The following is a 14,096-nucleotide window of genomic DNA, read 5'->3' on the forward strand; positions in this document are numbered from 1 at the left end:
TGAGCTTGTCAAAGGGTTGAAACTTGAAACCTTCTATAAATGAAATATCAAACACGAAAAAAAGCACTTATTTTACTCGCAGATGGAACCATTTTCTTCGGAAAAGCGGTTGGAAACAAAGAAGGCTCAGCCTTTGGAGAAGTTTGTTTCAATACAGGTATGACGGGCTATCAGGAAATTTTTACTGACCCATCCTACTTTGGACAAATTATGGTTGCCACTAACGCCCATATTGGGAATTATGGTGTTAATAAAGATGAAGTGGAATCTGATGGAATCAAAATTGCAGGTTTGGTTGTCCGTAATTTCAGCTACCATTATTCACGAGCTGCTGCAGATGACTCTTTGGAAGAATTTCTAAACAAAAACAATTTGCTAGCCATCAGCGATGTTGATACACGAGCCTTGGTAAGCTACATTCGCGACAATGGCGCAATGAATGCGGTAATTTCTACCGAAGTTGATAACATTGAAGGGCTTAAAAAGCAATTGGCTGAAGTGCCTGAAATGAACGGTTTGGAGCTTGCTTCAAAAGTTTCTACTACAGCCCCTTATTTCTTTGGAAACGAAAATGCCAAATTTAAAATTTCAGCATTGGATTTGGGAATAAAGAAAAACATCCTCCGAAATCTTGATAAAAGAGATTGCTACATAAAAGTTTTTCCATACAACGCCACTTTTTCAGATATGCAAGAATTTAATCCAGATGGCTATTTTATTTCAAACGGTCCTGGCGATCCGGAACCACTTCATGATGCAATAGAAGTTGTAAAAACAATTTTGGATAAAGAATTGCCAATGTTTGGCATTTGTTTAGGACATCAAGTTTTAGCTTTAGCAAACGGTATTTCAACCTATAAAATGCATAACGGCCACCGAGGCATAAACCATCCCGTTATGAATCTGTTAAGCGGTAAAGGTGAAATCACTTCACAGAACCACGGTTTCGCAATAAATAGAGAAGAAGCGGAAGCCAATCCAAATATTGAAATAACCCACGAGCATCTAAACGATCACACCGCAGCTGGAATACGACTGAAAAATAAACCTGCCTTTTCGGTTCAGTATCATCCCGAAGCAAGTCCGGGACCGCACGATGCTTCGTATCTTTTTGATCAATTTATCGAGAGTATTGAAAACCATAAGTTGCAAACTGCATAAAATATTAGACCTGACAGGTTTCCAAAACTGGTCAGGTTTTTTAATATTACACAATAAGATAAGTAATAACTATATATAATAAACTAATGAGTATCATCATCGACATCAAAGCCAGACAAATTTTCGATTCCCGTGGAAATCCTACAGTAGAAGTTGACGTAATTACCGAACACGGTTTCATGGGTCGCGCAGCAGTTCCTTCTGGCGCATCAACCGGAGAGCACGAAGCAGTTGAACTTCGCGACGGCGGAAAAGCATATATGGGCAAAGGTGTTTCAAAAGCTGTTGAAAACGTAAATGGCAAAATTGCAGGCACACTTCTGGGAGTTTCGGTTTTTGAACAAGAACTTATCGATAAAATAATGATTGATTTGGATGGGACAAAAAACAAATCTAAGCTTGGAGCCAATGCTATTTTGGGAGTTTCCCTGGCTTGTGCAAAAGCTGCAGCCAATGAGTTGGGGATGCCTTTGTATCGTTACATAGGTGGCGTGAGCGCCAAAACGCTTCCTGTGCCAATGATGAACATTATCAATGGCGGTTCGCACAGTGATGCTCCCATCGCGTTTCAGGAATTTATGGTGATGCCTATAAAAGCTAAAAGCTTTACCCATGCTATGCAAATGGGTTCAGAAATTTTTCACAATCTTAAAAAAGTATTGCATGACCGTGGCTTGAGTACAGCTGTGGGTGACGAAGGTGGTTTTGCTCCAACTTTAGATGGAACCGAAGACGCCTTGGATACTATTGCAAAAGCAACTAAGAAAGCAGGTTACAAATTGGGCGACGATGTAATGATTGCTTTAGATTGTGCTGCGGCGGAATTTTATGTGAAGAATAAATACGATTACAGCAAATTTGAAGGCGAAAATGGGAAAGTGAGAAGTTCAAAAGAACAAGCAGATTATTTGGCTGAGTTATGTGAAAAATATCCAATCATTTCAATTGAAGACGGAATGGACGAAAACGATTGGGAGGGTTGGAAATATTTAACCGAAAAGATAGGTAATAAAGTACAGTTGGTCGGTGACGATTTGTTTGTTACAAACGTAGAAAGACTTTCAAGAGGAATTTCGGAAAAAATAGCCAATTCAATTTTGATAAAAGTGAATCAAATTGGTACTTTAACAGAAACAATTGCAGCGGTGAATATGGCTCACAATGCAGGTTATACCTCAGTAATGAGCCACCGAAGCGGTGAAACAGAAGATAATACAATTGCAGATCTTGCAGTAGCGCTCAATTGTGGCCAAATAAAAACCGGTTCTGCTTCTCGAAGTGATAGAATGGCTAAGTATAATCAATTGCTTAGAATAGAGGAACAATTGGGCGAAGTTGCCTATTTTCCGCAGCGAAACGCTTTTAAAATATAATTTTAAATCACTAATTTAAAAACCCTGCAAGCTGCGGGGTTTTTTTATATTCCGAAATTCGTTCAATAACCTATGATTTAAGGATTTTTTAACCTAAGATAACGCAGTAATGCTAAAAAAATTGCTTGAGATTTCGTAAATTAGCATTTCTGAATAAATTAAAACACACAATATTTTATGGCAAAGATGGCAACCCTCGAGATAGATGGTAAAAAATACGAGTTTCCCATTGTGGAAGGAACTGAAAATGAATTAGGAATAGATATTAAAAGTCTTCGTACCGATACTAATGGTGTTGTTACACTAGATCCAGGTTATAAAAATACGGGCGCTTGCGAAAGTGCAATTACCTTTTTAGATGGCGAAAAAGGAATTCTGAGATACCGCGGATATGCTATTGAAGAACTTGCCGAAAAAGCACACTTCTTAGAGGTTTGTTACCTGCTTATTTTTGGTGAATTACCTACTGAAACACAACTCAATAAATTTCACACAGATATAAAAGCACAATCCCATGTCGATGAGGATGTGAAACGTATTTTGGACGGTTTTCCAAAAGCTGCACATCCAATGGGAGTTTTATCTTCTTTAACGTCTGCATTGGTGGCTTTTAACCCTTCTTCAGTGAATGTTGATAGTGAGGAAGATATGTACAAGGCAATTGTAAAAATTCTTGGAAAATTCCCTGTTTTAACTGCTTGGACATACAGAAAACGTATGGGGCTTCCGTTAGATTACGGCGGAGATTCCTTAGGTTATGTGGATAATTTTTTGAAAATGATGTTCAAAAAACCAAGTGGGGAATACTCAACCAATGAAACTGTTTTGGAAGCTTTAGATAAATTATTAATTCTTCATGCGGATCATGAACAGAACTGTTCTACATCAACCGTAAGAATCGTTGGTTCTTCACACGCCGGTTTGTTTGTTTCAATTTCTGCGGGAATTGCAGCTCTTTGGGGTCCACTTCACGGAGGTGCCAATCAAGCTGTTATAGAAATGCTTGAAGCAATTAAAGAAGATGGCGGAGACACTAAGAAATTTATGGCGAAAGCAAAAGATAAAGATGATCCGTTCCGTTTGATGGGATTTGGACATAGGGTTTATAAAAACTTTGATCCACGTGCAAAAATCATTAAAAAAGCAGCCGATGACGTTTTAGAAAATTTAGGAATTGAAGATGAAATTCTAGATATTGCTAAAGCTTTAGAAAAAGAAGCATTGGAAGATCCATACTTTGTAGAAAGAAAATTATATCCAAATGTAGATTTCTATTCGGGAATAATTTATAGAGCACTTGGTATTCCAGTTGAAATGTTTACCCCGATGTTCGCTTTAGGGCGTTTACCAGGCTGGATTGCACAATGGAGAGAAATGCGTTTAAACAAAGAACCAATAGGGCGTCCTCGTCAAATCTATGTTGGCGAAACGCATAGAGAATTCTTGCCTGTTGAAAAGAGATAAATCCTATTTTTTAATATATTTGAAAGCACTTCGGTATCGAAGTGCTTTTTTTATATTTGCCTTATGATTAAATTAAACATCAACGACGAAATTTCAAGATTGCGAGCTGTAATACTGGGCCGCGCAGATAGTAATGGTCCTATTCCCAAACTGGAAAACGCCTACGACCCTAAATCTGCTGAGCACATTAAAGGAGGCACGTATCCCAAAGATGAAGATATGGTTGATGAAATGGAAGCCGTTGCGGCTGTGTTCAAAAAATATGATGTTAAGGTCTATAGACCCCATTCCATAAAGGATTATAATCAAATATTTTCGCGTGATATCGCTTTTGTTATTGAAGATAAATTTATAATTGCAAATATCCTTGAAGACCGTTCTATGGAAATTGAGGCCATTGAACATGTAATCAACCATATTGATTCTTCAAAAATTATTAAATTTCCTGAAAATGCCCATATAGAGGGCGGCGACGTAATGCCTTGGGGAGATTATATTTTTGTGGGTGCCTATTATGGCGAAGATTATCCAAGTTTTATTACGGCCCGAACCAATATGAATGCCGTTAAACATCTTCAGAAATTGTTTCCTCATAAAAAAGTTAAATCTTTCAATCTTAAAAAAAGCAATACTGTTGCTGATGAAAACGCACTGCATCTGGATTGTTGCTTTCAGCCCTTGGGAAGAGGAAAGGCAATAATACACAAAGAAGGATTTTTAATTGAAGAAGAATACGAATGGCTTATTAATTTCTTCGGAAAAGAAAATTGTTTTCATATTAACAAGCAGGAAATGTATAATATGAACAGCAATATTTTCTCCATTTCTCCAAATGTTGTGATTTCAGAAAAAAACTTTACAAGATTAAATACTTGGCTTCGCGAACAGGGTTTTACTGTAGAAGAAGTTCCCTACGCCGAAATTTCAAAGCAGGAAGGCTTGCTTCGTTGTACTACAATGCCTCTTATTCGGGATTAACGTAATTTCTTTTCTTTCAACCAAAAGCCCATTATTTACGTATATATGTAAATAATCCTTTTTATAGAAAAGTTCCATGAAGATTTTGGTTTCCCTTACTTTTTCCTTGTTTATTTTTTCAAACAGTTTCTCGCAGGGAAAAATTGACGGATTTTATAAAGGGAGAGGTAAAGGTTCCGTGGTTCTTGGAGTTGGCTTTGAAGATCCCAAAAGTTACTTTGTGGGTACCGAAAGAATAGATTTAGGCCGAAATCTTTACTACATAAATCTATATGCCACATACGGGATAACTGACAATCTTGATATAAATACCTCTCTTCCCTACTTGAGGAGCGACAATGAAAGTGATTTTCAGGATATTTCAGTTATGTTGAAATATCGTTTTTTTCAATCTGCTTCTGAAAACGGAAATCTTGAATTTAGTTTAGGCACAGGTTTATCAACGCCAATTTCAAATTATAATATTGGCGGACTCAATGATATTGGTCAACAAGCTACAATTATAGAAACCCGCGCAGTGGCACATTACAAATGGAATTCTGGTTGGTTTGCCACATTGCAAAGTGGTTTTTCCTTTAAATTTGAAGAAACCCCAAACAGCCTTCCCATTACCTTCAAAACGGGAAAAGCTTTGTCCGTATGGTATTACGACGTTTTTTATGATTACCAATATTCTTTTGGCGGTATCGACTATCGGGGTACACCACGTCCTCAAAATTTCAGTGCATTGGGAGTTGATTATCATAAAGTGGGAGGCACTTTGTATCGCTCTTTTTCAAAAAACTTTGGTTCTGCATTAAATCTATCTTATATTTTTGGTGGACGAAATACATTTCAAGGGTTTGCATACGGTTTATCAATAGTGTACAATTTGTAAGACATTGTAACTATTTGTTATTCGCATTAAATAACGCTTCAAAGGCTTATTTAACAAAAAAACCGCTCCCTCTTTCACAAAAAATTAGTAAACTTGGCGTATTAAAATTTTAACACTTTGAAAAAAATAATCTCCCTATCTTTTTTACTGCTGTTTATAACAGCTATCTCTACTCTTACTGCACAACAAAAGAACATAACCCTAGAAGAAATTTGGGGTGGTGCCTTTCGCACACAAGGCTTGGATGTACTCCATTCAATGAACAATGGAAAAGAATATGCCGTGCTTAATTATGATAGGCAGGATAAGGTTTCAACCGTTGATGTCTATGATTATAAAAGCGGTGAAAAGGTAAAAACGCTTCTTAATAGTAAAGATTTAAAGGGAATTGATTTCGTAATTTCTTATGAGTTCAGTAAAGATGAATCCAAAATTCTTTTTTCAACTGAACTGAAACAGATATACCGACGTTCTTCACTTGGAACTTATTATGTTTACGATTTGAAAACAAAGGATTTCAGCCTTGTATCCACTAATAAAATTCAAGAGCCAACGTTCAGCAATGATGGTAGCAAAGTGGCTTACGGTTTTGAGAACAATCTTTATGTAAAAGATTTGAATTCTGGCGAAACCAAACAAATAACCTCAGACGGAAAGAAGAACAGCATAATCAACGGCATTACAGATTGGGTATATGAGGAGGAATTTGCATTTGTTCGTGCTTTTGAATGGAGTAAAAGCGGTGATAAACTTGCCTATATAAAATTTGATGAAACGGAGGTTCCTGAATTTACTATGGACGTTTATGGTAATGATCTGTATCCTTTTGCAGACACTTTTAAATATCCAAAAGCAGGTGAGGCTAACTCAAAAGTTTCGTTGCAGTTTTATGACCTTGCTAGCGCTAAAACTACTTCTGTAGATCTTTCAAAATACAATAGTTATTACATTCCAAGATTACTTTGGACCGAAGACAATAATTTATTGAGCGTGCAGCTCGCCAATCGCCATCAAAATGTAATAGACTTGGTTTTTGTGGATGCTTCAAGCAATTCTACAAAATTAATTTTACAGGAAAAAGATGATGCATACGTAGATGTAACAGATAATCTAACTTTTTTAAATAATAATAGTTTTTTCTGGACCAGCGAAAAGGATGGTTGGAACCATATTTATCAATATGATAAAGATGGTAAGATGATGAATCAAGTAACCAAAGGTCCCTGGGAAGTAACCGCTTATTATGGTTTTGATCAAAACACCGGGCGTGTGTATTACCAAAGTACAGAAAACGGAAGTATTAACCGCGATGTGTATTCCATACTTCCTTCGGGAAAGAACAAAGCACGCTTGACGCAACAAACAGGGACTAATGATGCAGATTTCAGTGCGGATTATACTTATTTTATCAATACTTTTTCTGATGCAAAAACCCCTTTCGTCTTTACACTTAGAGAAGCAAAAACAGGAAAATTGCTTCGCGAAATAAAAGACAACAGCGATTTAAAAAATCGACTAGCTTCATATAAAATTTCCCCTAAAGAGTTTTCAACCATAAATATCAATGGCGAAGATCTGAATATGTATATGATCAAGCCATTAGATTTTGATGAAACAAAGCAGTATCCGCTATTTCTTTATCAATATTCAGGTCCCGGTTCTCAAAATGTATCCAATAGCTGGATTGGCACAAATGATTATTGGCATGAATTGCTTGCGCAGGAAGGTTATATTATAGCTTGTGTGGACGGCCGCGGAACGGGTTTTAAAGGAAGAGATTTCAAAAAAATGACCCAAAAGGAACTGGGTAAATATGAAGTTGAAGACCAAATAGCTGTCGCGAAAAAATTGAGTGAGCTGCCCTATATTGATGAATCCCGAACTGGAATTTGGGGTTGGAGTTATGGTGGTTTTATGTCTTCCAACTGTCTTTTTCAAGGTGCCGATACTTTTGAAATGGCAATTGCCGTTGCCCCAGTTACTAGCTGGAGATTTTATGACAGTATTTATACTGAAAGATATATGCAAACGCCCCAGGAAAATGCTTCAGGTTATGATGAGAACTCACCGCTTTCCCACGTAGATAAATTGAAAGGGAAATTCTTACTTGTTCACGGAAGTGCTGATGATAATGTGCACGTACAGAACAGTATGCGCCTGATAGAAGCATTAGTTCAAGCCAACAAGCAGTTTGACTGGAGAATATATCCAGATAAAAACCACGGTATTTACGGGGGCAATACCCGATTGCATTTATATACTTTAATGACCGATTTCATCAAAAAAAACTTATAAAAATCAACACTAACTAATAATCGAATTTTATGTCAGACGCACTTCAATACCAAAAGCAAAAGGAATTATTTGGCCATCCGGTAGGTCTTTATATACTATTTTTTACCGAAATGTGGGAACGCTTTTCCTATTATGGAATGCGTGCCATTTTGGTTCTTTACTTAGTTGCAGAAGCAGGTAGTGGCAACCCTGGGCTGGGGTGGACAAATGGAGATGCTCTTTCGCTTTATGGAACTTACACAATGTTAGTTTATGTGGCTTCCATTCCTGGAGGCTGGATTGCTGATAAATTTTTAGGGCAAAAACAGTCTGTATTGGTTGGTGGTATTTTACTTGTAGCTGGTCACGGAATCCTATCTATTGAGCAAATGTGGGCGTTTTATACAGGGCTTGGACTTATTATTGCCGGGGTAGGTATGTTAAAACCGAATATTTCTACCATGGTTGGGGGTCTTTATAAGACTGGCGATATTAGAAGAGATAAGGGTTTTACAATATTTTATATAGGTATTAACGTAGGTGCCTTTCTTTCAAGTTTGATAGTAGGTTACGTTGGTGAAGTTTATGGATGGCATTATGGTTTTGGACTTGCCGCAATAGGGATGCTCTTAGGGTTGATTCAATATGTAGCTGGTCAAAAACATTTGAAATATGTTGGTAACAATACCAACAATTCAATTGATCCCGAAGAACAGGCAGCAATGAAAAGACCGCTTTCAAAAATTGAAAAAGATAGAATGATTGTATTGTTCATTTCTTTCATTTTGGTAATTGTATTCTGGGGTGCTTTTGAACAAGCAGGAGGTTTGATGAATATTTATGCTTCTGAAAAAACGAATAGAATGTTAATGGGGTGGGAGGTACCAGCTTCTTGGTTCCAATCTTTAAATGCACTTTTCATTATTGTTTTAGGTACAAGTGTTGCTGCTTATTGGGCACATAGAAAATTGAAAGGAAAAATTTCAACTTCCCTTTTTAAAATGTGTCTCGGCTTAATAATAATGGGTACAGGTTTCTTTTTTATGACAGGAGCAGCAGCTCAATATAATGCCGATGGTTCATCAGCTATGTATTGGTTAGTTGCGGCATATTTATTCCACACAGTTGGAGAATTATGTTTGTCACCAGTGGCGCTTTCATATATTACAAAATTGGCTCCTCTAAAATACGCATCTCTTATGATGGGTGTGTACTTTGCAATGACCGGCTTTGGAAACAAAGTGGCGGGATTGCTTGGAGAATCTGCCTCAGATTTGGGAGAATACACCGTATTTACTGGAATTGCAATTTTTTGTGTAGTCTTTGGATTATTAGTTATGTTAATTAGAAAGAAATTGGAAAAACTGACCCACGGCGCTGAAGATAATGAGCGTGAAATTAATGACGATAATGAGCCGTATGAAATTGCGGATCCAGATTTCAATAAAGCAAATTAATTTCAGAAATATATTTAACCAAAGCATAAGCTGATGAATACCGATATAGAAAATTTATTTAAAGACAAAGTTTTAGGACATCCTGCGGGACTTTTTATACTTTTCTTTACTGAAATGTGGGAGCGTTTCTCCTTTTACGGAATGCGTATCCTTTTGGTGCTGTTTTTAACTGCACCGCTACTTAGCGATAATCCCGGATGGGACTGGCCACGGGAGCATGCATTAGCGCTTATAGGTACATATGCTTCACTGCTTTATTTAACACCCATCATTGGTGGTTGGATAGCCGACAAAATAACAGGATATAGAATGGCGGTGGTTATTGGTTGTATTATTATGACTTTGGGACATGCCTCAATGGCTATAGAAACAACAGCTTCATTTTATTTAGGTCTTACGCTTTTGGTTATTGGAACAGGTTTCTTTAAACCGAACATTACTTCCATCATTTCTGAAATGTATAAAGGCAAAGAATCCAAAAAAGATGGAGCCTATACGTTGTTTTACATGGGGGTTAATGCAGGGGCTTTTTTCGGAATGATGCTTTGTGGTTACTTAGCTGAAAATTTTGGATGGTCTTGGGGCTTTGGGCTTGCAGGTATTTTTATGTTTTTGGGTATGTTGCAATTTTTATTGGCGAATAAAATTTTCGGTGAAATTGGTGCTAAGCCTTCTAAGGTGCACGAAGTTGAAATACCTCAAGATATAAATGAGAAAAGACCCGAATTGCGCATAAATGAAGAAGATAAAGTGGCAATCAAATTGAATCCTTTCACGTTTTATGATTATATTCTTATTGTATTATCATCTGTTGGAGGCTTACTATATCTTTTTAATGATCCCTTAGAAAAAATCTACGACACCTCTTTAGTGCCATTTGAAATTGGAGGAATGAGCGGGACAAATATTGTAGTTCTAGCTGCATTGGCAATGTTCCTGATTTTATTAATCACGCGTATTGCTCGTTATCTTCCAATAGTTCGAGATAGATTGATTGCTGTTTCAATTTTTGGACTTTTTACGGTTTTCTTTTTTGCGTTTTTTGAGCAATCATTAGGTTCTATGACACTCTTTGCACAAGATTACACGAATAGAAATTTAACTGGAGATTCTGCAGTTATTTTTAAAATAATTGATGCCCTTTTAACAACGGTGCCGTTAATAATAATTACTTGGGTAATCTTTTTGCTTGTTAAAAAGACACATAATAAAATAGCATGGTCAAACGTAGCGCTATCACTTGCTTTCGTAGGGATTTGGGGATTAGTTATTTTCCGTTTAATAGATAAATTCACACAGACAGAATTAGAAGTAGATGCCACCTGGTTTGGGATCCTTAATTCATTCTTTATAATTACACTTGCTCCATTTTTTTCAAAATGGTGGGAGAGCAAATACAACCCAAGTGCTGCCATAAAATACGGAATTGGATTGGTTCTTTTGGGACTTGGATTTGCAGTGCTTTCTTATGGAGCATCAGACATTCCTCCAGGCGCCATGACGGCTTCAGTAAGTATGATTTTTCTTATTTTGGCGTATCTACTGCATACCATGGGTGAGCTTTGTCTTTCTCCCTTAGGTCTTTCTTATTTAAGTAAATTGGTGCCAGCGCGCATGATTGGTTTTATGTTTGGGGTTTGGTACCTTGCCATTGCGGTGGGGCAAAAGGCTGCCAATACGATGGGTGGAATGATTGATAAAATTTCAGCAGAATATTCACTGGGAACTTTCTTTTTGATTTTCACTTTAATTCCAATTGGAGTGGGTATTATTTCAATGTTATTAAACCCAATTCTAAAAAAATTAATGCACGGCATTCGTTAATACACAATACTTTATATCAAACAAGCGTTCCTTTTTGTGGAACGCTTTTTGTTTCATTTTTTTAGACTTTTTAAAAACTTTTCGATGAAAAATATTTTACTACTTTTTTTACTTTTAACTATTGGTACTGTTAATTCCCAAGAAATTAATTGGATGACAATGAATGAGGCTATAGCGGCGCAAAAGAAAACTCCCAAAAAGATTTTTATGGACGTTTACACTACATGGTGCGGACCCTGCAAAATGCTAGATAAAAATACCTTTAGCGACAAAGAAGTAATAGAATATGTCAATAAAAATTATTACGCTGTTAAGTTCAATGCTGAAGGAACAGAGAAGGTAGATTATCAGGATTTTGTATATACTAATCCCAATTATGATCCAGCTAGAAAAGGAAGAAACTCCCAACATTTATTTGCCCATGCCATGAAAGTAACTGCCTACCCAACTGTAGTTTTCTTTCGTGAAAATGGAGATTTAATTCAGGCAGTTCCTGGGTATAGAACGCCACCACAACTTGAAATCTTCCTAAAGATGATCTACAGTGATGATTATTTGGAAATTATTACTGCCGAAGCTTGGGAAGAGTATCAGAAAAATTTTAAACCTACATTTTAGAATAGCACTTTCGGTTTCATATTCGGGCTATTCTATTGAGAAAGCTCCTTGTTTTGCCGTATGGTAGAATGGGAGCTTTTTTAATTGGCAGCTTTTATCCCAGCGCTTTACATAGGTAAAATAGTTGCTCCCATCCGCGATTATCTGCTCAGGTTTTAAACTATCAATTAATCGGCTGAGGTTCATTTTGGGGCTATTGGTTAGCAAAATTGTATGTATTTTTTTTTGCTTTGGATAAATTCCTAAACTATCCAAAATCAAAATATTCTTTCTTTTATATTGAAATATTTGTGGAAGCCTTTCTTCCGAATAACTAGTGATATTGACAGCATCTCTGAATGATTTTAAAGGATATTTTTCAGAAATGTTATTGGTTGAATCGCTTTTGAAAACAATAAGGTTCTTCCCATTTTTATAGCCAATTAGGGTCTGTTTGCTTTTTTGAAAAATTAGTAATTGGTTTGCTGAAGTATTTAATTCATCATAAATATAAATTGCTGCTAATACCGAAATCGTAAAAAATGCAATGATCAATCTTCGATAGTTTATTCTTTTAAATAATAATCCAAGCGAGATTATTACAAGATAGGTGCCCAATACTTTTAAGCTAGAAAAGTGAATGTTTTTAAAGAGAAATTCATCTTGTACAGCGACCCAATGAATGAACCCGTTAAGCCCTTCAATCAAGAAATTATAACTTTCGGCTAACCAATCTGGCAAACAATTAAAATTCGCTAAAAGAACGATTAATATTCCGCCACACATCAAAATGGTTAAAAAGGGAAGTACCACGAGATTGGTTACCAAAAACATTCCGGGAAATTGATGAAAATAATACAAGCTTAAAGGCAGAACGCCAATCTGCGCACAAATTGTAACAGACACGATTGCCCATATTTTACGAACAATCCGATATTTAGAATAGCCTATCTTGTAGAAAAGTGGTTGTAGCCAAACAATAAAAAACACCGCTATATAGCTCAATTGAAACCCCACTTGAAAAAGCCAAAGAGGGTTGATAATCAAAAGTGCCAAAAAAGAAAGAAACAATGTATTTATAGAGTTGGTCTCCCGGTTGAAAATTTTTGCAAGTGCGAAAAAACTAAACATTGTCACCGCCCGCGTAACCGAAGGTGATAAGCCTGAGAGTGCTGCAAAACCCCAAAGCAAAATTACGACTGTAAGCGCGCGAAAATATATACCGAACTTCCAACGAGTTAAAGGGCTCAATAGAAATGCTAGTATAAAGTATAAAATACCCACGTGCAATCCAGAAACTGCCAAAATATGAATAGCGCCAGCAGCTGCATATTCATTGTACAGATTTTTGTCTATGTCTTTCTTTTCGCCTAAAACGAGAGCTTGTATAATGGCGCGTTCGTCAGTTTTCAGTTTAGTCTCTTGAAGTTTTTTTACAATACCCGAACGGAAATTCTGGGTGCTACCCAGAATAGTTTTTGAACCTGTGGCGGTTCTTAAAATCTCCTTTTCTGAAATTCGCAATTGCCCATAAACTCCAAGTGATTCCATATATGATGAATAATCAAATTGGTGTGGGTTCAGCGGTTTGGGAATTTCGGAAATTTGCGCGTAAACCAACAATATATCATCTGGGTAAAATGATTTCTTTAGAGATTCTTTGGAAACATTCAGCAATATTTTTCCTTGGGTAGCTATGCCATTAATGGCGTTTACGTTTGCAAAATATTTAAAATTATAGATATCGGGTTTTAGTGTTTGCGTTACTTTAATTTGAAGTATTTCGACAGTTTCGTTTGAGATTACATGTGAATAATGTTTGAGCTGAAACTGTGGTTGATGTAGTTGATAACTGAAATATCCAATCGCGAAAAAGCAGAGATAAGTAGTAATTCCGAAGTAAACAGTTTGGATAAGTTGCTTTCTAGCCCGAAGCCATAAAACTGCTGCGCTAAAAAGAAGCAATAAAACATAACTCAATAAAAAAGCGGAGATAGGGAAGAAGTGAGCAGCGAGAATTCCCGATACAACGAAAATAGAAAACTTTACAACTGCGAAGTTGATGAATTTCATACCCCACGACTTTAAGTT

General features: G+C 36.6%; 10 protein-coding genes. 9 read left to right on the forward strand and 1 reads right to left on the reverse strand.

What is annotated here, in order from left to right:
* Positions 1-39: 39 nt before the first annotated feature.
* The 9 genes from carA (at position 40) to AEQU1_RS08500 (ending at position 12,026) form a co-directional block, all read left to right on the forward strand.
* Complete coding sequence (gene carA, locus AEQU1_RS08460) at positions 40-1,161, forward strand: glutamine-hydrolyzing carbamoyl-phosphate synthase small subunit (RefSeq protein ID WP_111880357.1); 1,122 nt, start codon at positions 40-42, stop codon at positions 1,159-1,161.
* Positions 1,162-1,247: 86 nt separating this feature from the next.
* Positions 1,248-2,534, forward strand: a complete 1,287-nt coding sequence (gene eno, locus AEQU1_RS08465) for a phosphopyruvate hydratase (RefSeq protein ID WP_111880359.1) — start codon at positions 1,248-1,250, stop codon at positions 2,532-2,534.
* Positions 2,535-2,711: 177 nt separating this feature from the next.
* Positions 2,712-3,998 carry a citrate synthase gene (locus tag AEQU1_RS08470; protein ID WP_111880361.1) on the forward strand — a complete coding sequence of 429 codons (1,287 nt, stop codon included), beginning with the start codon at positions 2,712-2,714 and terminating at the stop codon, positions 3,996-3,998.
* Between the two features lie 63 nt (positions 3,999-4,061).
* Positions 4,062-4,976 carry a dimethylarginine dimethylaminohydrolase family protein gene (locus AEQU1_RS08475; protein ID WP_111880362.1) on the forward strand — a complete coding sequence of 305 codons (915 nt, stop codon included), beginning with the start codon at positions 4,062-4,064 and terminating at the stop codon, positions 4,974-4,976.
* A 76-nt stretch (positions 4,977-5,052) separates the two neighbouring features.
* Positions 5,053-5,853, forward strand: a complete 801-nt coding sequence (locus AEQU1_RS08480) for a transporter (RefSeq protein ID WP_111880364.1) — start codon at positions 5,053-5,055, stop codon at positions 5,851-5,853.
* A 117-nt stretch (positions 5,854-5,970) separates the two neighbouring features.
* Positions 5,971-8,148, forward strand: a complete 2,178-nt coding sequence (locus AEQU1_RS08485; RefSeq protein ID WP_111880366.1) for a S9 family peptidase — start codon at positions 5,971-5,973, stop codon at positions 8,146-8,148.
* A 29-nt stretch (positions 8,149-8,177) separates the two neighbouring features.
* Complete coding sequence (locus tag AEQU1_RS08490; RefSeq protein WP_111880367.1) at positions 8,178-9,584, forward strand: peptide MFS transporter; 1,407 nt, start codon at positions 8,178-8,180, stop codon at positions 9,582-9,584.
* Positions 9,585-9,617: 33 nt separating this feature from the next.
* Positions 9,618-11,408, forward strand: coding sequence for a peptide MFS transporter (locus tag AEQU1_RS08495; protein WP_111880369.1), 1,791 nt, complete (start codon positions 9,618-9,620; stop codon positions 11,406-11,408).
* Between the two features lie 84 nt (positions 11,409-11,492).
* Entirely contained in the window at positions 11,493-12,026 is a 534-nt protein-coding gene (locus AEQU1_RS08500) for a thioredoxin fold domain-containing protein (protein ID WP_111880371.1), read from the forward strand.
* A gap of 27 nt (positions 12,027-12,053) precedes the next feature.
* Here AEQU1_RS08500 and AEQU1_RS08505 read toward each other — a convergent pair whose 3' ends face one another.
* The gene (locus AEQU1_RS08505; RefSeq protein ID WP_111880372.1) at positions 12,054-14,078 is read right to left on the reverse strand and encodes a ComEC/Rec2 family competence protein; all 2,025 of its coding nucleotides are present in this window, start codon (positions 14,076-14,078) and stop codon (positions 12,054-12,056) included.
* Positions 14,079-14,096 lie beyond the last annotated feature (18 nt).

The organism is Aequorivita sp. CIP111184 (assembly GCF_900489465.1).
Lineage (GTDB): Bacteria > Bacteroidota > Bacteroidia > Flavobacteriales > Flavobacteriaceae > Aequorivita.

Coding starts and splice junctions, on each gene's coding strand:
- carA (WP_111880357.1), top strand. CDS start 40: ATGAAATATCAAACACGAAAAAAAGCACTTATTTTACTCGCAGATGGA.
- eno (WP_111880359.1), top strand. CDS start 1,248: ATGAGTATCATCATCGACATCAAAGCCAGACAAATTTTCGATTCCCGT.
- AEQU1_RS08470 (WP_111880361.1), top strand. CDS start 2,712: ATGGCAAAGATGGCAACCCTCGAGATAGATGGTAAAAAATACGAGTTT.
- AEQU1_RS08475 (WP_111880362.1), top strand. CDS start 4,062: ATGATTAAATTAAACATCAACGACGAAATTTCAAGATTGCGAGCTGTA.
- AEQU1_RS08480 (WP_111880364.1), top strand. CDS start 5,053: ATGAAGATTTTGGTTTCCCTTACTTTTTCCTTGTTTATTTTTTCAAAC.
- AEQU1_RS08490 (WP_111880367.1), top strand. CDS start 8,178: ATGTCAGACGCACTTCAATACCAAAAGCAAAAGGAATTATTTGGCCAT.
- AEQU1_RS08495 (WP_111880369.1), top strand. CDS start 9,618: ATGAATACCGATATAGAAAATTTATTTAAAGACAAAGTTTTAGGACAT.
- AEQU1_RS08500 (WP_111880371.1), top strand. CDS start 11,493: ATGAAAAATATTTTACTACTTTTTTTACTTTTAACTATTGGTACTGTT.
- AEQU1_RS08505 (WP_111880372.1), bottom strand. CDS start 14,078: ATGAAATTCATCAACTTCGCAGTTGTAAAGTTTTCTATTTTCGTTGTA.